Genomic DNA, 22,323 nt, shown 5'->3' with positions numbered 1-22,323 from the left:
CTCTTTACGACCTGAATCGCGCTTGCTATACGCGCCTCACCGTTCCGACGTAGCTCAGCGGTAGAGCAGTTGACTGTTAATCAATTGGTCGTAGGTTCGATCCCTACCGTCGGAGCCAAATTCTCCAATAACCTGCACTTTTAGAGTGCCTTTAGAGTGTTGCTCAAACTCCCCGCCACAATTTTGCCGTAATTTTGACACTCTTTCGCCAGATTTCGATGGTGTCATAAAGCATAGTCAGTTTTTTGTTAATTGGAGGTCGCTGTTATGACCTATGAAGCACCAGCTCCGACACCCCGCCCTCATCCGCAAGATACCAAATCTCCGCGACCGACTCCGCCAGCCGGATTCTCGGATTGGGCCAGCCTTTAAGGGCCTTCCCTCCGACCTCGAATAGAGCATAATCAGGTTGTATGACCGAACCTGTTTCTTCTATCCGCAATCTTGGTCCAGCTTATGAGGCCAGCCTCTTCCGCGCCGGTGTTACTTCTGCCGAGCAGCTACGTACACTTGGAGCAGATGCGGCTTACGCCAAGCTTCTGGAAAGTGGCGACCGCCCCCATTTCATAGGTTACTACGCCTTGGTAATGGCGCTGCAAGGCCGACCATGGAACGATTGCAAAGGTGCGGAAAAAGATGCGCTTCGCGTCAAGTTTGATCAGCTAAAATTAAGGCACTTCAATAAAAATATCAGCGCGTTAGAAGCTGATCTTGATGAAATTGGCGTCGGCCTGCGCCGCTAGTGCAAAGAAAAAGGCCGCGCAACCCTAAGTCGCACGGCCCTTCCCGAAATTTTTGTGACCGAAGTCTTAGCCAACCAGCTCTAGGCCGGAGAAGAAGAACGCGATTTCTTCTGCTGCGGTCTCTGGCGCGTCGGAGCCGTGCACGGAATTTTCGCCGATCGACAGCGCGAACTCTTTACGGATGGTGCCGTCGGCGGCGTCGGCAGGGTTGGTTGCGCCCATAACTTCGCGGTTTTTCGCGATGGCGTCTTCGCCTTCCAGCACCTGAACGACGATCGGCTCGGAGATCATGAACTCACACAGCTCGCCAAAGAACGGGCGCTCGGAGTGGACACCGTAGAACTGCTGTGCTTGGGCCAGTGTCAGCTGAATGCGCTTGGAAGCAACGATGCGCAGACCGGCCTCTTCGAACTTGGCAGCGATTTTGCCAGTCAGGTTGCGTTTGGTGGCGTCTGGTTTGATGATCGAGAATGTGCGTTGGATAGCCATGATGCGGGTCCTTACCAAGAGTGAATTTGACGCGCACCTAGCATGGCACCCTGCTCATGAAAAGCGCCCAATTGACACCCCTGCCCGCATAGGCGAAACGCAGGGCATGTTAAGCATGTCAGAACTCCGCTACGCCGTCGAAGGCCGTTCCCTGTTTGAGGGCGCCTCGGCCAATATCCCTACGGGTCACAAAGTTGGCCTCGTGGGGCGCAACGGGACGGGCAAAACCACCCTGTTCAAATTGATCCGCGGCGAGCTGGTCTTGGAGAGCGGCGCAATCACCATGCCGGACCGCGCCCGCATTGGCGGGATCGCGCAAGAAGTGCCGTCGAACGAGGTCTCGCTGCTCAACACCGTTCTGAACGCGGATAAAGAGCGCGCAAGCCTTATGGCCGAGGCCGAAACGGCCACCGACCCCAATCGCATCGCCGACATCCAGACCCGTCTGGTCGATATCGACGCATGGTCCGCCGAAGCGCGGGCCTCCTCGATCTTGGTGGGCCTTGGCTTTACGCCCGAGGAAACACACCGTCCCTGCTCCGACTTCTCGGGTGGCTGGCGGATGCGTGTGGCCTTGGCTGCGGTTCTGTTCTCCGAACCCGATCTGCTGCTGCTTGACGAGCCGACCAACTATCTCGACCTCGAAGGCGCGTTGTGGCTAGAGCATTACCTGACCCGCTACCCGCATACGGTCATCATCATTTCGCACGACCGCGAACTCTTGAACCGCTCGGTCAACGGTATCCTGCATCTCGAAGACAAGCAGTTGACGTTTTACTCCGGCAACTACGACCAGTTCGCCCGCCAACGCGCCGCCCGCCGTGCGGTGCAGGCTGCGGCCGCCAAGAAACAAGATTTGCAACGCGCGCACCTGCAATCCTTCGTGGACCGGTTCAAAGCCAAGGCGTCGAAAGCCAAGCAAGCCCAATCCCGCGTCAAGATGCTGGAGAAGATGGAGACCATCACCGCCCCCGAAGACGCGGCCCGCGTGGTGTTTACCTTCCCCGAGCCGGAAGAGCTGTCACCACCGATCATCAGCACAGAAAGTGCGTCGGTGGGATATGACGGCAAAGCCATTCTGAGCCACCTGAACCTGCGCATTGACCAAGATGACCGCATAGCACTTCTGGGTCGGAACGGTGAGGGAAAATCTACTCTTGCCAAGATGTTATCGAACCGTCTTGAAGTGATGGGAGGCCGCATGTCGACCTCCAATAAGCTGCGCATCGGCTTCTTTGCTCAGCATCAAGTCGACGAGCTTTTTGTTGACGAAACCCCGCTGGAACACCTGATCCGCGAACGCGCCCATGAGGGGCAATCCAAACTGCGCGCCCGTCTTGCAAGCTTCGGCCTTGGCCCTGATCAGGCGGACACGGAAGTGGGCCGGTTGTCCGGTGGGCAAAAGGCACGTCTGTCGTTGCTATTGGCCACCCTGCCCGCACCGCATCTGTTGATCCTCGATGAGCCGACGAACCACCTTGATATCGAAAGCCGCGAGGCTTTGGTCCAGGCGCTTACTGCCTATTCCGGCGCGGTCATTCTGGTGTCCCACGACATGCATTTGCTGTCCCTCGTCGCCGACCGTCTGTGGCTGGTCAAAGATGGTCGCGTAAACCCGTATGACGACGACCTGCCAAGCTACCGTAAATTGCTTCTGGCACCGCCAGAGAAGCCCCAGAAAGACAAAACAAAGGCCAAGACCGCATCGCGCGATGACATCTTGGCCCTGCGTTCGGACGTGCGGAAATGCGAAGCCCGTGTCGCCAAGCTGTCAGAGATGCAGAACGAGTTGGCAAAGCGTCTTGGTGACCCGAAGGTTTATGAAGATCACATGGCCGACAAGCGTGCGGTCTGGCAAAAGAAGTATTCCGAGGTTATGGACGCCATGGATCGCGCAGAGGCCATGTGGGTCAAGGCGCAGTCCAAACTGGAAAAGGCGGAACGCTAGATTCCGCCCGCCACATCAATCGCGATCTTGCCGACATGTGTTTTGGCAGCGAACGCTGCTTGGGCAGCCTTCAGGTCTCGCAGCGGAAATGTTGTGGTCACCGCCGGACGCAATCGCCCTGCCTCCACATAGCTGATCAAATCGGGCATGATGTTGTCCGGCTGAAAGGTCGATCCAAAGAAACTCAGGTCGCGCAGATAGAGCTTTCGCACATCCAGCTCGACAATCGGACCCGCTATCGCGCCAGAGCACACATAGCGCCCGAAATCAGCCAACCCGTCGAGCATGTTAGGAAAGCTCGGGCCTGCCACCAAATCCACCAGCACATCGAATGCACCGCGCGGTGGGATTTCATCGCGGGTTAAGGTTGCGTCCGCACCCAATTCTCGCACGGCATCCGCTTTGCAAGGTGTTGTAACCGCTGTCACATGCGCCCCGCGCATTTTTGCCAATTGCACTGCCGCGGCCCCAACGCCACCGGATGCTCCCGTGATCAACACACGCTCCGTCTTGAGGGATGCGCGTTGCAACATGCCCTCTGCCGTGGAGTAGGCGCAGGGAAGCGTGGCCAGTTCCAGATCGCTCCAACGGCTGTCCACCACAAGAGCATCATGGGCGCGGGCCACGCAAAACTGTGCAAAGCCCCCGTCGCATTCTGATCCCATGGTCCAAACAGCTCCACCATGGGTTTGCATGGTCCGCAGCAAAACGCGCTCACCAACCCGGTTTGGGTCAACGTCGCGCCCGACCTGCGAAATTCGGCCACACACATCCGCGCCCTGAACGCGTGGCAAGCCAAGGGGTGTTCCAGACCATGACGCGTCCGCGTCCGAGGTTTCGCTGACAGCATCGGTCGCGCCGCGTACGGTCTGGGAATACCAGCCTATCCGCGTGTTGATATCGGTGTTGTTGACCGACGATGCCGCGACTTCGATCAGAACCTCGTCGGGTTTGGGTGTCGGAATAGCGATATCGTCCCGCCATTCCAGCATATCAGGGCCGCCATGACCTGTCAGGACCATGCCTGCCATCACATTCGTCATGTCAATTCTCCCAGATATGCCGACAAAGGCTTTTCCTTCGTGAAACAAACATATAGGGCGAGGAAATGGAACTCTCTGTCGCAATCACCGCCTTTGTCACCCTGTTCGTGGTGATCGACCCGATCGGGCTCGCACCGCTTTTCGTGGCGCTCACTTCTGGTATGGATTTCCGCAACCGTCTGCGGATCGCAATCCGGTCGTGTCTGGTCGGGATATTCCTGCTTACGCTATTCGGGCTGGCGGGCGAAGCGCTTCTGGACTTTATTGGGATATCAATGGCGGCCTTCCGCATCTCGGGGGGCGTTTTGTTGTTCGTGACAGCGCTCGACATGCTGTTCGAACGCCGCACTCAACGCCGCGAAGATCAGGCAGATGGCCCCGGTGACGAAGACCCTTCTGTTTTCCCGCTAGCTACGCCTTTGATCGCAGGTCCGGGCGCGCTGGCAACGATGATCCTTTTGACAGGCACACCGGGAGCGGATTTCACCTATGTTGCCGCCGTTCACGGTGTCATGCTGTCCGTGCTTGCCGTTGTCTTCGGCATGTTCTTGATGGCAGGCCTGATGGAGCGCGTTATTGGCGACACCGGTATCAAGGTGATTACCCGGCTGATGGGGATGTTGCTGGCTGCGCTATCGGTCCAATTCGTTCTGGACGGCCTGCGCGAATTCGGAGTGGTGGCAGGCACCTGACCTAGCCCCTATATTAAAGCTATGGATAGCGAAGACACCGCCCGCCTCATCTACCTCGTTTTGCTTGGCTCCGTGATTGCGGGGTATTTTTTGATCTCCAATCGCGCCCGAATGGGCGAGATAGCGCGCCAAGCCGCGTTGTGGGGGTTCATTTTTGTCGGCGTCATTGTCGCCTACGGGCTTTGGAATGACGTGTCCAAAACCGTCCTCCCCCGCCAAAGCGCATTCGAGGACGGACGCATCGAGGTGCCGGTTCGTAGTGACGGGCATTATCACCTGACGTTGCATGTGGGCGATGTTCCGGTTGAATTCATCGTAGATACGGGCGCGAGCAGCGTTGTGCTGACCCAAAAAGATGCGGAGCGCGTCGGGATCGACACAGAGACCTTGATCTATGGAGGTCGCGCCAGCACCGCGAATGGCGAGGTCCGCACAGCGCGGGTAACCTTGGAGAACGTGCGCTTGGGTGAATTGGACGAGGGCAGAGTTCGGGCGTTCGTTAACGAAGGTGAACTGGACAGCTCGCTGCTGGGCATGGCCTACCTGCGCAGGTTCGGTCGTGTCGAAATCACACCCGATACCTTGGTGCTGGAGCGATAGCCTAACCCTCGCCGCTTTCGGCTTTTTTCTCCCAACGACCGCTTTCTTGCGACCAGTACTGCGCCGCGCATCCGGCAGCGGTCAGCGCCTTCCATTGCGCGCGCGCACGGGCGACCGCATCGCCATCATTGCCATCGAACAGGATCATCGTGCGGTCGGATACGTTGACCTCTTCGGGTGCGATCTCTGCACCATCGAGACTAACAAGGCAGCTTGCACCGTTCGGTGCCTCCTGCGCTTCGGTCAGCAAAATCGGCTGATCCGCGTCATGTGGACCACCTGCACGACCATGCGCCAGAAATCCGTCTGCCTCCCACAGCTTCCCGTCCAAATGATCCAGTCTGACAGCATCGCCGCCCCTGACCGCCACACGCCACCCTGCCCCGCGCGCCTTGCCCAACAGCATGGGCAAGGTCACGTCTACAGGCTGCGTGGTCATGTGGTAGAAAAAGGCGGCACCCATGGTTATTCGCCCTCGAAGTTATCCATAATCAAACGGTTAAGCGCCCGAACCCCCCATCCGGTCGCACCTTTCGGGGCAAAATCGGTGTCCGTTTTTACCGAGGCGACACCGGCGATATCCAAGTGGATCCATGGTGTTTCTGGCTTCACAAAGCGTTGCAGGAACTGCGCTGCCGTGATGGACCCCGCCGGACGTCCGCCTACATTCTTCATGTCAGCAATGCGCGACTTCAACTGGTCGTCGTAAGACTTACCCATTGGCATGCGCCAAGCACCCTCCTCCTCAGTATTCGCGGCCTTTAGCATAGCATTGGCGAGCGCATCATTGTTGGAGAACACCCCTGCATTCTCGTGACCCAGGCCGATGATAATGGCCCCCGTCAAGGTGGCGAGGTTGATCATGCCCAAGGGCTCGAACCGCTCTTGCGCATACCAAAGCACATCCGCCAGCACCAATCGGCCTTCGGCATCGGTGTTGATCACTTCAATGGTGTCGCCTTTCATGGAGGTCACCACATCGCCCGGACGAACAGCGTTGCCCGACGGCATGTTTTCAACCAACCCAACAAGACCGACCACGTTGGCCTTCGCGTTGCGCATCGCCAGTGCCTTCATTACCCCCGCCACGACGCCCGCACCGCCCATGTCCATGGTCATGTCTTCCATGCCTGCAGCCGGTTTCAGCGAAATGCCACCGGTATCGAAGACAACGCCCTTACCCACAAAGGCAAACGGCTTGTCGCCTTTGGCACCGCCCTCCCATTCCATGACAACTACTTTGGAGGGACTGTCGGACCCCTGTCCGACACAGAGCAGCGAGCCCATGCCAAGTTTTTCGAGATCCTTCTCTTCCAGCACTTCAACCTTCAGGCCCAACTTCGTCAGGTCAGACAATTGCTTTGCAAACTCCGTGGTGGTCAGCACATTGGCGGGCATGTTCACCAGGTCGCGCGTGAAGAATACGCCCTCGGCCAACGCATCCATTCCGTCAAAGTCCACTTTCACCTCCTCAGGCGCATTGACCATTATCGTCGCGCCGTCATGCGGGGTTTTCTCTGCGGTTTTCTGATCGGTATATTCGTAGGCCCGCAGAAGCATGCCATACGCCACTTCATGGGCACGACGCAGGTTGCCGCATAAAGCTGTCACTTTGGATTTACCCGCCTGCTTGGCCAGGATCGCCCCGGCCTTGCGGGCCTCAAGGGCGGAGGGACGACGGGCGAGTTTTACAATGATCACAGCCTCCGCAGGAATATTCACGGGATAGGACAGAACCATGGCCGCACCATCGTCGAGCTTGTCGAACGCATCGCTGGCGACCGCACGGGCGATTGACCCACGGGTCAGCCGGTTCACACGCTTTGCTGTAGCGTCAAGCGTACCTGCAGGCGGTACGAATATCGCCAAGCGGCCCTCCATATCCTTGATGGCATCGATATCGGTGGCGGCGAAGTTTACGGGGATCAAAGCGGTCATTTGTCTGCCTATGCTGGAGAGTTTCCCCATAGCTATCGCGGGTGAAAGACAATGACCAGAACCCCCCTGTTCCGCCCCCAGATTTTGCGCTAAAAAGCGGACCAACAACTAAGGAGGACAGGGCTTGGCGCGATTCGACAGATACATGCTGTCGCAATTGTTGGTGCTGTTCGGCTTTTTCTCCCTGATTTTGGTGTCAGTCTATTGGGTGAACCGCGCGATCGGCCTGTTCGATCAACTGATCAGCGATGGCCAGACTGCACTGGTGTTTTTGGAATTCACCCTGCTGACACTGCCTTACGTTATTTTGATTGTGTTGCCGATTTCGGCATTTGTAGCAGCGGTCTATGTGACCAACCGGCTGAGTTCGGATTCCGAGATGGTGGTGCTGCAAACTGCGGGCGCATCGTCCTTGCGCATCGGTCGCCCCGTGATCTACTTCGGCGTGTTGGTTGCTCTATTGGTCGCGGTTCTGGCCCATGTGCTTGTACCCGCTGCGCGCACCGAATTGGCTGGGCGTAGTCAGGAAATTTCCAAGGACATCACGGCCCAATTCCTTAAGGAAGGCCAGTTCCTGCATCCAACCTCCGACATTTCCGTTTATATTCGAAATATTACCGATTTGGGCGAGTTGGAGGAGTTGTTCTTGGAGGATAGTCGCGATCCCGCCGCCGTTGTAACCTACACCGCAGAGCGTGCTTTTCTTGTGCGCGCAGATACTGGCCCTCGTCTTGTGATGCGCGATGGGTTGGCACAGACATTCCGCCCCGAGACAGGCCGGTTATCCACCGTGGCCTTCGTCGATTTTGCATACGACATTGGTGCGTTGATAGGTCCCGATGGCGCGCGGAACCGCGACTTGCGAGAATTGCCGACGCCTGTGTTGCTCAATCCATCCGAGGCTGATCTGGCTTCCGCACATGGCGAGTTGCCGGATTTCTTGTTTGAGGCGCATGACCGTTTCGCCAAGTCGTTGCTGGCGATTGTTGTACCTCTCATGGGTTTTGCCACTTTGATGCTTGGTGGCTTCTCGCGCTTCGGGGTGTGGCGGCAAGTGATTGTCGCGGTCGTGCTAATCATTCTGGTCCAAATGTTTTCGAACGTGGCAGAAGAAACCGCACGCAAAGACGCCGCACTCTTCTGGCTTGCCTACGCCGCCCCTGCCGTGGGTGCACTGATCGCTGCGGCCTTGCTCTATTCAACCTCGGTGAAGCGATTGCGCGGGCGCACTCCCAAAGGGGTGCCAACATGAGGCTGGACCTCTATTTCGCTCGTCGCTTCATGTGGTCTTTTACTTTGGTGTTCGGGGTCTTCTTCGGCATCGTGCTGCTGATTGATTTGGTGGAACAGATGCGCCGCTTCGACAGCGAGCAGGTGGGCGTCGTGGAGGCCGGGCAGCTGGCGCTTCTCAACGCGCCTGACACGATGTACAGGATGCTGCCGCTGTTGGTGGTGTTGGCGACGATCACGCTTTTCCTTGGCCTCGCACGATCTTCAGAGATGGTGGTAACCCGTGCGTCGGGCCGATCGGCCCTGCGTTCCTTGGCAGCACCGGTTCTAACCGCATTGGTTTTCGGCGCACTTGGCGTAGCAGTTTTGAACCCTATCGTGGCGGCGACCTCCAAAAAGTTTGAAGTGGTCTCGAATAGCTATGCCAACACTGGCGGGTCCGTTTCTTCGGTCTCCGAAGAAGGGCTGTGGTTGCGACAGGCGAGTGCTGGAGGCCAGGTGGTTATCCGCGCGGCACGCTCCAATCTAGATGGCACGCGTTTCTTCGACGTCACTTTCTACGGATTTAGCGTGGACGGGTCGATAAGCTACCGCATTGAGGCCGCCGAAGCTTTGCTGGAGCCGGGGAACTGGGTGTTGTCCAAGGCCAAACGCTGGACCTTCTCTGATCTGGAAAACCCTGAAACCGGGGCAGTCATTCACCCAAAACTCAACGTGAAATCTGACCTGACCCGTGATCAAATTCGCGACAGCTTCGGCAATCCGTCGTCGATCCCGATCTGGGAATTGCCGAAATTCATTCGCCAGCTGGATCGCGCCGGATTTTCGGCCCTGCAACACCGCGTATGGCTCAATATGGAACTTGCCAACCCTGTGCTGTTGGCCGCCATGGTTCTGATCGGTGCCGGTTTCACGATGCGCCATACCCGCTTTGGGCGCACGGGTCTCATGGTCCTCTTTGCCGTATTGATGGGATTTGGCATCTTCTTCCTACGAAACTTCGCGCAGGTACTTGGCCAGAACGGTCAAATTCCTGTACTCGTTGCAGCATGGGCCCCACCTTTGGCTGGAATTTTCCTGTCCTTGGGCCTGTTGTTGCATACGGAGGACGGCTGACATGCGTGCGGCCCTGTTTGGTTTACTTATGGCCGCAACTGCTGCGGGCCCCGGTTTTGGGCAGCAGCACGCCACCGACACGGCGAGCCTTGTGGCTGATAGCGTGGTCTTTGCCAGCGGCACGCAGGAATTGCGCGCCGCCGGCAATGTGGAAATCCTGCAAAACGGGGTTCGGCTTCGGGCTCAATCGATTTCGTATAACGGTGAAACCGATACGCTGGTGGTCACAGGCCCAATCTACATCATTGACCAGACCGACACGCTCATCGCTGCTGAGTTCGCAGAGTTATCCGGTGACCTGCAAGACGGCGTGCTCAAAAGCGCACGGGTCGTCTATGCCCGTCAATTGCAGCTCGCCGCCGCCGAAATCCGGCGCAGCGAAGGGCGTTACACTCAGTTCTACAAGACCATCGCCTCAAGCTGTCATATCTGCGAGAATGATCCTGTGCCGTTATGGGAAATCCGGTCAAAACGCGTGGTTCACGACGCGACCGAGCGGCAGATATACTTTGATGAAGCAACCCTCCGCGTTCTTGGGGTGCCCGTTTTCTACACTCCCTATCTGCGCCTACCCGATCCGACTGTGAAGCGCGCAAACGGGTTCCTTTTCCCCGAGCTGCGCTCCAACGGCGATTTGGGCGTGGGGCTGCGGACACCGTATTTCTTCACACTGGGCGAGCATGCCGACATCACGCTAACACCCTGGGTGACCAGCAAGGGGGCCAAAACCCTTGAGGCACGCTACCGCCAGAAATTCGCGAATGGCGAAATAGAACTGAATGGCGCAGTAACTGATGACAACCTGACCGGCCTCGATGCACGCAGCTACCTGTTCGCCGATGGAACATTCGCGTTGGGCCGCGGTTTCACCGGCAAGTTTGATGTGGAACTGGTATCGGACGCAGGCTACCTGCTGCTTTACGGATATTCCGAAAAGGACATCCTCGACAGCGCCATCTCCGTCGAGCGGGCGAGCCGCGACGAGTATATTGGCGCAGAGCTGATCCACTACAAATCACTGCGCGATAGTGCCGACAACCGCACCTTACCGACCTTAGTAGGTGACGCGACCTATGTGAAACGCTTCGCGCCGTCGTCATTAGGTGGAATCGCCACGCTGACGGCACAGTCGCATGGCCACTACAGGCGCGCGGATACCGACCCGACCAATTCCGGATTGTCGCGCGACGTGGTTCGCATTTCGACTTCTGCCGAGTGGCGACGGGATTGGATTTGGAACAACGGAATGATGATTGCAGCCGAAGGCGCAATTTTCGTTGACGGCTACAAAATCCGGCAACCGCGCCCCAACCCCGCACTTGCATTCGATGATACGGTCGAGGTTACGCCTTACGCCGCCGTTGAATGGCGCTGGCCGATGCTTCGTCAGGGGGAGCGCGCGGCCCATCTGCTAGAGCCTGTGGTTCAATTGGTTCTGTCCAAGAACAACGTCAGCGGCGAGATCGACAACGAGGACAGTTTGCTGGTGGAGTTTGATGAAGCTAACATCTTCGAGTTTTCTCGATCCCCGGGCGTGGACAATCGTGAGCTTGGTAACCGGCTCAATCTCGGTCTTACCTACACCCGCGAAAGCCATTCTGGATGGAAGTTGGGGCTGACTGTCGGACGCATTTTGCGGCAAGACAATCTCAACCAGTTTTCCGCATCCACTGGCCTGACTGGCTCAAAGTCAGACTGGCTCGTTGCTGCTCAATTGCAAGTGGGAGAGCGATTCGACCTGATCAACCGCGCGATCTTCGATAACGAGTTTTCCTTTGCGCGCAACGAGATGCGTTTGGGGTGGACGACCGACACATTCCAGCTGGCGTCGACCTTTGCATGGCTAGAGGCAGATACTACCGAAGGCCGCCCCAAGGACACATCGGAACTGGCCTTTGAGGGGGCTTATCGCGTGTCGCGACACTGGACCTTATCCAGTGAGCTGCGCTACGACTTTGTCGATGACCGCACCACCGAGGCAGGGCTTGGGATTAGCTACCAAAACGAATGCGCGAAAATGGACCTTTCGGTCTCGCGCCGCTTCACGACTTCAACTAGTGTGTCACCAACGACGGACCTTAGCCTGTCGGTTCAACTTGCGGGCTTCGGCGCGCGAGGGATCGGCGGGGCCAGCTTCGCCAGACAGTGCAACGGATAACAACAGAGCAGATAAGATGATCCCGATACATGCGCTCCTGACCCGAATTCTTGCCTTCACGCTTACGGCATTGGCTTTACTTGCCCCCGCCGCAAATGCGCAGCAGCAAGGGTTATTCCAGACCGCCATTACGGTGAACGATCTGGTGATCACCAATTATGAGCTGCAGCAGCGCGAACTGTTGCTCACTGTCCTACGTGCCCCCGGCAGTCCTACGACCGAGGCCCGCAAGGGGCTCATCGATGACCGGCTGCGTCTAACAGCGACTAAAAGCGCGGGGATTTCACCAACCGAGGAACAAATTACCGAAGGTATGGAGGAGTTTGCGGGCCGGGCCAACCTGTCCGCCGAGGAATTCATCAAAGCGGTAGGCCAAGCTGGCGTTAGCGCAGAGACCTTTCGTGATTTTGTAGCTGCTGGTCTTGCGTGGCGCGAGTTGGTTCAAGGGCGCTTTGGTGCACGCAGCCAAGTGACCGAGCCGGAAGTCGACCGCGCGATGGCTCTGCAAGGCTCCGCTGGCGGCGCCCGCGTGCTGTTGGCCGAAATTGTCTTGCCTCTCACCCCGCAAGTTGCAGAGCGAAATCAAGCGTTGGCGCAACGCCTGTCCGAAACCATCAAATCCGAAAGCGCATTCAGCGCAGCGGCACGACGCTATTCTGCGTCCCCTACGCGCGGACGTGGCGGGCGTCTTGAATGGCTGCCCTTGGGCAACGTGCCGCCACAACTTCGCGCGGCAGTCCTGACCCTTGGACCTGGTGAAGTGAGCGAGCCGCTTAGCCTCGGCAATGCTGTAGGCGTGTTCCAGCTGCGCGGGTTAGAGGAAACCGAAGCCGCATCGCCGGAAACGCAGGCGCTGGAATATGTCACCGTACTGTTCCCCGGCGGTCGCACCCCAGAAACATTGGCCCAAGCGAAGTCTTTTGAAGACCGTTACGACACCTGTGATGATCTTTATGCCCCCGCTAAAGACCTACCATCTGAGTATTTCGAGCGCACAGTATTACCAACCGCAGAGGTTCCGGGCGATATATCATTGGAACTGGCCAAGCTCGACAGCAACGAGGTGTCCACCGCTCTGACACGTCAGAACGGTCAGTTTTTGGTCTACCTGATGCTTTGTGGCCGGACCTTGGATATTCCACTGGACGAGAATGGCGAAGAAGTTGATCTGCGTGCGCGTGTTCGCGAGCAACTGTTCAACCAACGCATCACGTCCTTTGCAGATAGCTATCTTGAAGAGCTGCGCGCAGACGCGATCATCGTCGAGCAATGAGCAAACGCCCCGTAGTGGTGAGCTGCGGCGAGCCTGCGGGGGTTGGCCTTGAGATCGCGCATTCAGCTTTCAATGCCCTCCACGGCGACGTTCCTATGGTGCTGCTCGCTGACCGCCGTCATGTCAGCGGCACAGTCACTGAAGTAGCCTCTCTTGATGACGTAACAGGCCTCGAAACCGCGCTGCCCTTGCTACACCATGACTTCGACGGTGACGCTGTTCCAGGCACGCCGGACCCACGCAATGCCCAAGGGGTGATTGACGTGATTGCTCGCGGGGTTGATCTGGTCAGCTCAGGTGGCGCTTCGGCGCTGTGCACCCTGCCGATCCATAAGAAAGCGCTGAAGGACGGCGCAGATTTTGCCTATCCGGGACACACTGAGTATCTAGCCGCGTTAGCCGGGGTCGAACGTGTGGTGATGATGCTGGCGTGCCCCGACTTGCGCGTCGTTCCAGTCACAATCCATATCGCGGTGGCTGACGTTCCGACGGCACTCACGGCTGAACTGCTAGAAGACACGCTTCGCATCACAGAAGCAGCGCTAAAGCGCGACTTCGGGATTGCCGAGCCGCGCCTGGCAGTGGCTGGTCTGAACCCTCATGCCGGCGAAGGCGGTGCCATGGGCACCGAGGAAATCACGCTGATCACTCCTCTTCTGGACCGGTTGTCGCAAGATGGAATGCGCCTTTCCGGCCCGATGAGCGCCGACACGATGTTCCATGCACAGGCCCGTGCGGGCTATGATGCAGCCGTTTGCATGTATCACGACCAAGCGCTCATCCCGATCAAAACGATAGACTTCGCGGGTGGAGTAAATGTCACTTTGGGACTGCCCTTCATTCGCACCTCGCCCGACCATGGCACAGCATTTGACATCGCGGGCAAAGGTCTCGCCGATCCGACCTCCACCATCGCGGCTTTGCGCATGGCGTGGGATATGGCGGACAAGCGAGGATGACATGACACAAATAGACGGCCTTCCCCCGCTCTCGGAGGTGATCCGTGCCCATGAGTTGTCGGCCAAGAAGAGCCTTGGGCAAAACTTTCTGCTGGATCTAAACCTGACCGCCAAAATCGCACGGCAGGCGGGCGACTTGTCTGACTGTGATGTGCTTGAAGTTGGCCCCGGCCCCGGTGGCCTGACCCGTGGTCTGCTGGCTGAAGGTGCACGTCGGGTGCTCGCCTTGGAGAAAGACCCGCGCTGCTTACCCGCGTTGGCGGAGATTTCTGACGCCTATCCGGGACAGTTGCTCGTTATCGAAGGCGACGCGCTAGAGATAAACCCTTTGGAACACCTAAATCCCCCGATCCGCGTGGCGGCGAACCTGCCCTATAACGTCGGGACCGAGCTGTTGGTACGCTGGCTTACCCCGAAAGACTGGCCTCCCTTCTGGCAAAGCCTGACGCTGATGTTTCAGAAAGAAGTCGCGGAACGGATCGTGGCTGCACCGGGAACCAAGAAATACGGGCGGTTAGCGCTACTGGCGCAGTGGCGGGCGGATGCACGGATCGTTATGGAGCTGCCGCCAGAGGCATTCGTCCCTGCCCCGAAAGTTCATTCTGCCGTGGTTCATTTGACAGCACTGGAGAAGCCTCGTTTTGAGGCGGATGCAGCGGTGCTCTCGGGTGTTGTCGCAGCGGCATTCAATCAACGTCGCAAGATGTTGCGATCTGCGTTAAAGGCGCTGTCCCCAGACATCGAAGACCGTTTGCGCGCCGCAGGTATTCCGCCCACAGAGCGGGCAGAGCAGGTTTCATTGGAAGCTTTTTGTGCGCTAGCCCGCGAAATGGCCCGCAGCTAATTACTCAGCTGCAGGTGTTTCGTCCTTTGGGGCCTCGCCCTCATCCGTAGGCTTGGCTTTGGGCTTGCGGGTACGCGGTTTTCGGGCAGGCTTGGGCGCCGCCTCTACCGTTTCCACGAGACCGCTGTCGCCGGAGTTTTCAGAAAGATCAATCACGTCCGATTGACTGCCCCCGCCCGCGCGGGCTTCGGCAGCCGCGGCAAGCGCTGCGGGCGACATGTCATCCACCCTGACATCCGGCTGCCGCTCTTCAGAGCGCTGGCGTGGTTGATCACGGTTCTGATTTGGGTTTGGATTTTGGTTCTGATTTTGGCTTTGGTTCTGGTCGCGTTTTTGCTGTTGCTCACGCTGCGCTTGCTGCTGCGCCTCATGCGCTTCGCGACGGGCTTCTTGCTCTTTCATCGCTTCGCCAAGCATGCGTGCGTAATGCTCTGCATGCTGCGAAAAATTCTCCGCAGCAACGCGGTCATTTGATAGCTGCGCATCACGGTGCAGTTGCTGATATTTCTCGATAATCTGCTGCGGGGTACCGCGCACCTTGCCCTCTGGGCCGGAGCTATCAAACACCCGATTGACGACATTAACGCCAGAGCGGTTGTTGTTATTACGGTTCTTTCCGCGCGAGCGGGACTTCGTTGATCTCATGAGTTTTGGGTTCCAGCCGTTAGCGCTTTGGTCTTGTGATCAATCCTGACCGCTTCTTAGCTCGCGGCGTCCCCATGACATTAGGATTGAGACCTTATTTTGGGCTTAAGCGTAGGGGGCAATTGAAACGCCTGCGTCCTACTGCGGAAGACAAAAGCAGCCAAGCCTGTCATTTGCAAGCTGATTCTGTGGCGAAACGCGGGAATTCGCTGCATTTCAAAGCTATTTTGGCGCTTTTGCGCGGATTACACGATCCTTGCCGTTCAGGTCGGGGATACACGCGACATCACGCCATCCGTTTGCTCTGAAGATAGATTGAACGCTGGTGCCCTGATCGAACCCTATTTCGACCAAAACGTAGCCGTCCGGCGTCAGGTATTGCGCACCGTCTGATGCAATGACGCGATATGCTGCCAACCCGTCCCCACCCGGTGTCAGCGCTATGCGCGGCTCGAACCGGTGGACTGTCGGGTGCAACTCAGCATAGGCCATCTCGGTAATGTATGGCGGGTTTGAGGTGATGAGATCGAAGCGTTCGCCCACCATGGCGAACCAGTCGCTCTCTATGAAGGTCGCTCGCGAAGAAACGCCTGTGTGTTCCGCATTGCGGCGCGCAACGTCAAGCGCCTCGGCGGAAATGTCAGTGCCTAGGCCAGTGGTCGATACGCGCTCTGCCAACAGCGAACACAGGATACATCCAGAGCCGGTCCCCAAATCCAGAATAGTGTCAAAGGGCAAAGTTAGCGCGGCTTCGACGAGAGTTTCGGTGTCGGGGCGAGGGTCTAGAACATCGCTGGAAACAAAAAAATCATGCTTCCAGAACGCGCGCCGACCTGCGATGTGGGAAAACGGCTCATAGGTTGCGCGACGGGCGACCAGCTTTGCCAAATCCACGCCCTGCTCCGTTGCAAGGGCTTCCAACTTACGCGCTTCGTTGGATGGATCAGGTATCCCCGCTTCATGCAGCCGCACAATTGCCGAAGACAGCGCGTCGCTCATAGGCCTTGTTCGGCCAGCATCTGTGCTTGGGCATCGGCAGTCAGTGCATCAATGATTTCGTCCAGATCACCCTGCATGACTTGATCTAGCTTGTAGAGCGTCAGATTGATGCGGTGATCCGACATGCGCCCTTGCGGGAAGTTGTAGGTGCGGATGCGCTCCGAGCGATCGCCAGTGCCAATCTGGCTTTTGCGCGCGGCGGAGCGTTCGTCATCCAGCTTCTGGCGCTCAAGATCATACAAACGCGTGCGCATCACTTGCATCGCAATCTCGCGGTTGCGGTGCTGCGATTTCTCGGCGCTGACGACAATGATACCTGTCGGGATGTGGGTAATCCGCACGGCAGAGTCGGTGGTGTTCACGTGCTGTCCCCCTGCCCCTGATGCCCGCATTGTATCTAAGCGCAGGTCGCTGGCCGGAATATCGACATCGACCTCTTCCGCTTCCGGCAGAACCGCAACGGTCGCAGCAGAGGTGTGAACCCGCCCGCCACTCTCGGTAACAGGGACCCGTTGTACGCGGTGTACACCGCTTTCAAACTTCAACCGGGCAAACACGTTTTGCCCTTTGATGTGGGCTGTGACCGCCTTTACGCCACCCAACTCGCTCTCTTGATACTCGATCAGATCAAACGTCCAGCCGCGCGCTTCCGAGTAGCGGCGATACATGTTCAACAGATCACCCGCGAATAGCGCCGCTTCGTCCCCCCCTGTACCGGGGCGAATTTCCAGCATGGCGGGACGTGCGTCGGCGGCGTCCTTGGGCAAAAGCGCCAGCTTGATCGAGTCTTCCGCACCCGGCAGTAGCGCCTCCAGCGCTGGCAACTCCTCTTGCGCAAGCTCGCGCATTTCGGGGTCGTCCATCATGACGCGAGCTTCGTCGATGTCAGAGAGCAATTGGCGGTAAGCCGCGACCTCATCGGCGACTGGCTTAAGCTCTGAATATTCCCGAGAGATCCCCGCGAAATCCTCAGTGTCCCCGGAGGCGAGTCGCGCCTCAAGATATTCAAACCGTTCGGTGATTTGCTGAAGTCTGTCCAATGGAACCATGGGTCGTTGATGAACATTTGGCGCATTGGGGTCAAGTATGCTAATCTATGTAGCATGTGGAAATATGTATTGGCTTTCACCGTGCTGGCCCTTCCAATTAGCGCGGATGTGACATCGCCTTCGGGCAAGACTGTCGAATGCTATTGCACCGACAAATCCGGTGCCCGCGTAGAGTTGGGTGAAAACCGCTGCCTCAGCGTGGGCGGACGCATCTTTATGGCGCGCTGCGAGATGGCTTTGAACGTGCCGATGTGGCGAGAAACTGGTGGTAGTTGTGTGACGGGCTAACCCTTCACCGCCCCCAACCAATGGCGCACGCGCGCCTCGTTTACCCCTAAATCCGCCTTCCCATACACCAGACGCGCGGCCATGTGGACTACAGTCTGATCCCCCATTGGCTCTAGCTTGATATTGGTGACATCGGGAAAGCCCCAGAGCTTGGAGCGCGTAATGTAGGTCGCGAAACCTTCCTTCAGATCGCCGGCCAACAACGTCGTGCCGGGCGTGGCCTCAATGCGGGCCTGCAAAGCATCAGCAATTTGCGACATAGTACCTTGGACCACATAAGGCTCAATATCTCCGTCCTTAGTGACCGCGAAATGCCCTGCCTCGCCCTTACTGGCGACTGCCTCCGGGTCGACATGCCACGCCTCGGGCGTGATCGGCCGCAGGCGGACGACGGCGGCCGCGGAGATCACCAACAAGATTAGCGCTAGAGCTGCATATTTGAGCACCTATTCAGCCGCCTCGGATTGCGTCGCCTCTATCTCGGCCGCGCGCTTCTCGACCTGTTCGACGATATGTTCAACCATCTGGTCATTGCTCAGTTTGTGGCTTTGCTTGCCCGCGAGATACACCATCCCGGACCCCGCCCCGCCTCCGGTGAAACCTACATCAGTCATCAACGCCTCGCCCGGCCCGTTGACCACGCAACCAATGATGCTAAGGCTCATGGGGGTTCTGATGTGCTCCAGACGTTTCTCCAACGCCTCAACTGTTTTGATCACGTCGAAGCCTTGTCGTGCGCAGGACGGGCAGGAAATGATGTTCACGCCGCGGTGGCGCAGGCCCAGAGATTTGAGAATTTCGTAGCCGACTTTGACTTCCTCAACAGGGTCAGCGGACAACGACACCCGAATAGTGTCGCCGATACCGCTCCACAGCAGATTGCCCAAGCCAATGGCAGATTTGATGGTGCCGGAAGTCAGTCCACCGGCCTCGGTAATTCCCAGATGGATCGGTGCATCCGTGATCTCCGCCAACCCTTGATAAGCGGCGGCGGCAAGAAAGACGTCCGAGGCTTTGCAGCTGATTTTAAACTCGTGAAAATCGTTGTCTTGCAGGATGCGGATATGATCCATCCCGCTTTCGATCATCGCCTCAGGGCAAGGTTCGGCATATTTATCAAGGAGATGTTTCTCCAGAGAGCCTGCATTCACCCCGATCCGGATGGAACATCCGTGGTCTTTCGCGGCCTTGATGACTTCGCGGACACGGGATGCATCACCAATGTTGCCCGGGTTAATGCGAAGGCAAGCAGCCCCCGCTTCGGCGGCTTCAATGGCGCGTTTATAGTGGAAGTGAATGTCGGCCACGATTGGCACCGGGCTCTCTTTTACGATCTCACGCAGCGCCTTGGTAGAGCTTTCATCGGGCGTGGAGACGCGCACAATATCCGCGCCCGCTTCAGCACAAGCCTGCACCTGAGCAACGGTCGCCGCCACGTCCGAGCTGTCAGTATTGGTCATAGTTTGCACTGTGATCGGCGCGTCGCCCCCAACTGGCACATTTCCAACCATGATCTGGCGGGATTTGCGGCGGTCGATCTGACGCCATGGGCGGATGGAATGAAGGGAAGACATGGGCTGCAAGCCTTTTAGAATTACTGCTGTTATCAGGAGATATAGCCCCCGCACGTGAGGGTCGCAACGTGTGCGCCAGAATAATCCGGTGTTTACTCGGTTGTCGGCGCCGTCGGATCGACCAACGGGGTCGAAGCCATGGCAGTCAAGGTATCGGACAACAACGAATCCGTTGTGTCGGCCACCGCGTAATTCTCGGTGATCGCATCCACGCCAAGTGCCACATTCTTTGCCACAGATGTACCGGGACCTGCAGGGCCGTAAGTCTCACCCTTAACATTGAAAAACAGCGAGCCAGAATTGCCTGCGCGTAAAATTGGGGCGTCGTCGGTATGTGGCAAAACATAGGTTTCCCCCGCGTCTAGTATCTTCTCGAACAACACCGATCCGTCAGCGTTTGAAATTCGCACCCACGCCGGGCGCGTGGCAAATAGCACCACATTTTGGACGCTTTCTGCCAGCACTTGCGGAGTTTGCAACGTAGGTGCGTCGTTTGCTGTGCGACTTAAAGAGTCGGCGGTAAGTCGTGGATCCGGCTCATTAATCAATGTCCCGATCGAATTGGGGTCAAGCGCTGCAATTGGTCCGTCGCGCGCCGTCAACACGGGAGCTTCCAGTGCTTGAGGCCGGTACAATCGGTCCAACGCATCCGGCGCGGGGGTGACAAAACCCGCAGCAACTTCAGTTTGCCCAGACGCCGTAGGGGCCGACGACAGCGAAGCGACATCGGTCGAAAGGCTCGGCGATTGGTCGACAGGCGCGAATTCGACGCGTTGAATTTCTTGCAGCACGGAGTAGCCGCCATACCCGATCAGACCAATCAGGCCGAACAGCACTGCGATGGACCCGATTGCGCCTGGTTCGATTTTGGAAAAAATGCTCTCGCCCGATGGCGCATAGGGAGCGGCTGGTCGAATGATCGCCTCTTCCCCCACAGCTTTGGGACGGGCCTTGCCCTTCTTGCGGGACGATGCAGACACCCCGGACAGTCCTTCAACGCCAGCGAACCCGCTTTCTTGGCAGAAGCGTTCAAACGCTTGATCGGGATCCATTCCCAGATAGCGTGCGTAAGAACGAACATACCCGGCAATAAATCCAGGGCTTTCGAAAACCGAAGGGTCGGAGTTCTCTACGGCGGCAATGTAGGTGGCTTTGATTTTCAGTTCGCGCTGAACATCCAGAAGGGATTTGCCTAACGTCGCGCGCTCGCCACGCATCATGTCGCCGAGGCGCATTTCAAACGCGTCGAAACCCCGAGTTTCCTCGGTTTTTTCCGATTTGGGCTGTTTGTTTCGCCCCAACATTCGCGTCTGCCCGCTGTTATCCGTTATCCCAAAGAATGCGGTATCGATTCGTCCCCACGCGACCGCATTGAAGCGACGTTAACACATCACGCTCGCGTGTTGCAGTGCAGAAAATCGGTTAACCAGCCATCTCGGCGCGATTCAGCGCACAATGGGACCACAGCTCGTCCAGAGCGTGCACCAGTGCATCAACTTGCTTTGATCCATGCACTGGAGACGGTGTGAAACGTAACCGCTCTGTACCGCGGGGCACGGTCGGGAAGTTGATCGGCTGCACGTAAATCCCGTGATCGTCCAACAGGCGATCCGAGATCATTTTGCACTTCACCGGATCACCCACATGGACTGGAATAATATGCGACCCGTGGTCGATCAATGGCAGTCCAAGCCCCTTCAAACGCAGCTTTAATGCGGCAGCCCCGTCTTGGTGTTGTTTGCGCAAAGCCGTGTCAGCTTTCAGATGCGCCACCGAGGCAGCGGCGCCAGCCGCCACAGCAGGCGGAAGCGACGTTGTAAAGATGAAACCCGGCGCGTAAGATCTTATGGCATCACACATTTTAGCGGATGCAGCGATGTAGCCGCCCATAACGCCGTAAGCCTTGGCAAGTGTCCCGTTGATGATATCGATGCGATCCATCAGGCCATCGCGTTCAGCCACGCCGGCCCCGCGCGGGCCGTAAATGCCAACCGCGTGAACCTCATCGATATAAGTCAGCGCGTTATATTCGTCAGCCAGATCAAGGATGGCTTTAATTGGTGCAAAGTCACCGTCCATTGAATAGATGCTCTCGAACGCGACAAGCTTTGGCACATTGGCTGGCACGGCCTCAAGTTGGGCGCGTAGATCGTCCAAGTCATTGTGTTTAAAGATGCGCTTTGCGCCGCCATTTCGGCGAATGCCCTCGATCATAGAAGCGTGGTTAAGACCGTCGCTGAGGATCACCAATCCAGGGAAAAGTTTAGGCAAAGTGGACAGGGTCGCGTCGTTAGCAATGTAGGCAGAGGTGAACAGCAACGCCTCCTCTTTGCCGTGCAAATCGGCCAACTCGGACTCGAGGCGCTTGTGATATACAGTCGTGCCGGAAATATTTCGCGTCCCGCCAGAACCTGCGCCAGTGGCGTCGAGCGCCTCGTGCATCGCGGCTAATACGACGGGGTGCTGCCCCATACCTAAATAGTCATTGCCGCACCAGATCGTCACATCCTGCGTCGTCCCATCAGGTTTGGTCCAAACCGCATGAGGGAAGTTGCCGCGCGCCCGCTCCACATCAATGAAGGTCCGGTAGCGGCCTTCGTCGTGTAGGCGTTGCAAAGCAGTGTCGAGCGCAGAGTCATAAGTCACAGGTTTGGCAGCCTTCTTGCTGTGGCATTAGAACAGTTCTACCGCATTTAGCGAATTTACACACCCTAGAATAGGCTACATTTTGCCGC

The 22,323-nt window shown here is 57.5% G+C and carries 22 protein-coding genes and 1 tRNA gene; 12 read left to right on the top strand and 11 right to left on the bottom strand.

What is annotated here, in order from left to right:
• Window positions 1-43: 43 nt before the first annotated feature.
• Window positions 44-118 (top strand) — tRNA-Asn (locus tag BCF46_RS12540).
• Between the two features lie 295 nt (window positions 119-413).
• Complete coding sequence (locus tag BCF46_RS12535; protein ID WP_121024777.1) at window positions 414-743, top strand: TfoX/Sxy family DNA transformation protein; 330 nt, start codon at window positions 414-416, stop codon at window positions 741-743.
• Between the two features lie 66 nt (window positions 744-809).
• Here the strand turns inward: BCF46_RS12535 and ndk are convergent, their stop codons facing one another.
• Window positions 810-1,232 carry a nucleoside-diphosphate kinase gene (ndk, locus tag BCF46_RS12530; protein ID WP_073141126.1) on the bottom strand — a complete coding sequence of 141 codons (423 nt, stop codon included), beginning with the start codon at window positions 1,230-1,232 and terminating at the stop codon, window positions 810-812.
• A gap of 106 nt (window positions 1,233-1,338) precedes the next feature.
• Between ndk and BCF46_RS12525 the strand changes: the two genes are divergently transcribed.
• Window positions 1,339-3,180, top strand: coding sequence for an ABC-F family ATP-binding cassette domain-containing protein (locus BCF46_RS12525; protein ID WP_121025382.1), 1,842 nt, complete (start codon window positions 1,339-1,341; stop codon window positions 3,178-3,180).
• On the opposite strand, the gene BCF46_RS12520 is transcribed toward BCF46_RS12525, so the two are convergent.
• Window positions 3,177-4,223 carry a zinc-binding dehydrogenase gene (locus BCF46_RS12520; protein WP_245990107.1) on the bottom strand — a complete coding sequence of 349 codons (1,047 nt, stop codon included), beginning with the start codon at window positions 4,221-4,223 and terminating at the stop codon, window positions 3,177-3,179. The two genes, BCF46_RS12525 and BCF46_RS12520, sit on opposite strands and share 4 nt — an antisense overlap.
• A 65-nt stretch (window positions 4,224-4,288) precedes the next feature.
• Between BCF46_RS12520 and BCF46_RS12515 the strand changes: the two genes are divergently transcribed.
• Together BCF46_RS12515 and BCF46_RS12510 are read left to right on the top strand one after the other, a co-directional pair.
• On the top strand, window positions 4,289-4,915 hold the full coding sequence (locus BCF46_RS12515; RefSeq protein WP_121024776.1) for a MarC family protein: 627 nt from the start codon (window positions 4,289-4,291) through the stop codon (window positions 4,913-4,915).
• A gap of 21 nt (window positions 4,916-4,936) precedes the next feature.
• Window positions 4,937-5,515, top strand: coding sequence for a retropepsin-like aspartic protease family protein (locus BCF46_RS12510; protein ID WP_121024774.1), 579 nt, complete (start codon window positions 4,937-4,939; stop codon window positions 5,513-5,515).
• Window position 5,516: 1 nt separating this feature from the next.
• On the opposite strand, the gene BCF46_RS12505 is transcribed toward BCF46_RS12510, so the two are convergent.
• Window positions 5,517-5,978 (bottom strand): DNA polymerase III subunit chi, encoded by a 462-nt coding sequence (locus BCF46_RS12505; protein WP_121024772.1) that lies wholly within the window; start codon window positions 5,976-5,978, stop codon window positions 5,517-5,519.
• Window positions 5,979-5,980: 2 nt separating this feature from the next.
• Window positions 5,981-7,453 (bottom strand): leucyl aminopeptidase, encoded by a 1,473-nt coding sequence (locus BCF46_RS12500; RefSeq protein ID WP_121024770.1) that lies wholly within the window; start codon window positions 7,451-7,453, stop codon window positions 5,981-5,983.
• A gap of 124 nt (window positions 7,454-7,577) precedes the next feature.
• Here BCF46_RS12500 and lptF point away from each other — a divergent pair, with 124 nt between their 5' ends.
• The 6 genes from lptF to rsmA are packed head-to-tail and all read left to right on the top strand — an operon-like array spanning window position 7,578 to window position 15,033.
• Entirely contained in the window at window positions 7,578-8,705 is a 1,128-nt protein-coding gene (gene lptF, locus BCF46_RS12495) for an LPS export ABC transporter permease LptF (RefSeq protein WP_121024768.1), read from the top strand.
• The gene (lptG, locus tag BCF46_RS12490) at window positions 8,702-9,799 is read left to right on the top strand and encodes an LPS export ABC transporter permease LptG (protein ID WP_121024766.1); all 1,098 of its coding nucleotides are present in this window, start codon (window positions 8,702-8,704) and stop codon (window positions 9,797-9,799) included. Before lptF ends, lptG begins: the two co-directional genes overlap by 4 nt.
• A gap of 1 nt (window position 9,800) precedes the next feature.
• Window positions 9,801-11,957: an LPS-assembly protein LptD gene (locus BCF46_RS12485; protein ID WP_121024765.1), complete on the top strand. Its 2,157-nt coding sequence runs from the start codon at window positions 9,801-9,803 to the stop codon at window positions 11,955-11,957.
• Between the two features lie 16 nt (window positions 11,958-11,973).
• The gene (locus tag BCF46_RS12480; protein ID WP_121024763.1) at window positions 11,974-13,230 is read left to right on the top strand and encodes a peptidylprolyl isomerase; all 1,257 of its coding nucleotides are present in this window, start codon (window positions 11,974-11,976) and stop codon (window positions 13,228-13,230) included.
• A complete protein-coding gene (pdxA, locus tag BCF46_RS12475) occupies window positions 13,227-14,189 on the top strand; it encodes a 4-hydroxythreonine-4-phosphate dehydrogenase PdxA (protein WP_121024761.1) in 963 nt (320 codons plus the stop codon). The genes BCF46_RS12480 and pdxA overlap by 4 nt, the downstream gene beginning before the upstream one ends.
• Window position 14,190: 1 nt before the next feature.
• Window positions 14,191-15,033 carry a 16S rRNA (adenine(1518)-N(6)/adenine(1519)-N(6))-dimethyltransferase RsmA gene (gene rsmA / locus BCF46_RS12470; protein ID WP_121024759.1) on the top strand — a complete coding sequence of 281 codons (843 nt, stop codon included), beginning with the start codon at window positions 14,191-14,193 and terminating at the stop codon, window positions 15,031-15,033.
• Here rsmA and BCF46_RS12465 read toward each other — a convergent pair whose 3' ends face one another.
• The 3 genes from BCF46_RS12465 to prfA form a co-directional block, all read right to left on the bottom strand.
• Window positions 15,034-15,678 (bottom strand): DUF4167 domain-containing protein, encoded by a 645-nt coding sequence (locus BCF46_RS12465; protein WP_121024757.1) that lies wholly within the window; start codon window positions 15,676-15,678, stop codon window positions 15,034-15,036.
• Window positions 15,679-15,900: 222 nt separating this feature from the next.
• A complete protein-coding gene (gene prmC, locus BCF46_RS12460) occupies window positions 15,901-16,677 on the bottom strand; it encodes a peptide chain release factor N(5)-glutamine methyltransferase (RefSeq protein ID WP_121024756.1) in 777 nt (258 codons plus the stop codon).
• Window positions 16,674-17,726, bottom strand: coding sequence for a peptide chain release factor 1 (gene prfA, locus BCF46_RS12455; RefSeq protein ID WP_121024754.1), 1,053 nt, complete (start codon window positions 17,724-17,726; stop codon window positions 16,674-16,676). The genes prmC and prfA overlap by 4 nt, the downstream gene beginning before the upstream one ends.
• Before the next feature lie 54 nt (window positions 17,727-17,780).
• Here prfA and BCF46_RS12450 point away from each other — a divergent pair, with 54 nt between their 5' ends.
• Window positions 17,781-18,014: a hypothetical protein gene (locus tag BCF46_RS12450; protein ID WP_121024752.1), complete on the top strand. Its 234-nt coding sequence runs from the start codon at window positions 17,781-17,783 to the stop codon at window positions 18,012-18,014.
• Here BCF46_RS12450 and BCF46_RS12445 read toward each other — a convergent pair.
• From BCF46_RS12445 to hemA, 4 genes are all read right to left on the bottom strand, one after another.
• Entirely contained in the window at window positions 18,011-18,460 is a 450-nt protein-coding gene (locus BCF46_RS12445) for a DUF1499 domain-containing protein (protein WP_121024750.1), read from the bottom strand. The genes BCF46_RS12450 and BCF46_RS12445 overlap by 4 nt on opposite strands.
• The gene (gene ispG, locus BCF46_RS12440) at window positions 18,461-19,588 is read right to left on the bottom strand and encodes a flavodoxin-dependent (E)-4-hydroxy-3-methylbut-2-enyl-diphosphate synthase (protein WP_121024748.1); all 1,128 of its coding nucleotides are present in this window, start codon (window positions 19,586-19,588) and stop codon (window positions 18,461-18,463) included.
• Window positions 19,589-19,680: 92 nt separating this feature from the next.
• Window positions 19,681-20,892, bottom strand: coding sequence for a helix-turn-helix domain-containing protein (locus tag BCF46_RS12435; RefSeq protein WP_121024747.1), 1,212 nt, complete (start codon window positions 20,890-20,892; stop codon window positions 19,681-19,683).
• 118 nt (window positions 20,893-21,010) lie between these two features.
• Window positions 21,011-22,234 (bottom strand): 5-aminolevulinate synthase, encoded by a 1,224-nt coding sequence (gene hemA / locus BCF46_RS12430; protein WP_121024745.1) that lies wholly within the window; start codon window positions 22,232-22,234, stop codon window positions 21,011-21,013.
• Window positions 22,235-22,323 lie beyond the last annotated feature (89 nt).

Origin of the sequence: Litoreibacter meonggei (assembly GCF_003663885.1) — a bacterium.
In the GTDB taxonomy this organism is placed as follows: domain Bacteria; phylum Pseudomonadota; class Alphaproteobacteria; order Rhodobacterales; family Rhodobacteraceae; genus Litoreibacter; species Litoreibacter meonggei.
The sequence above is the reverse complement of the archived record's forward strand: the minus strand, read 5'-3'. Positions and strand labels throughout refer to the sequence as shown.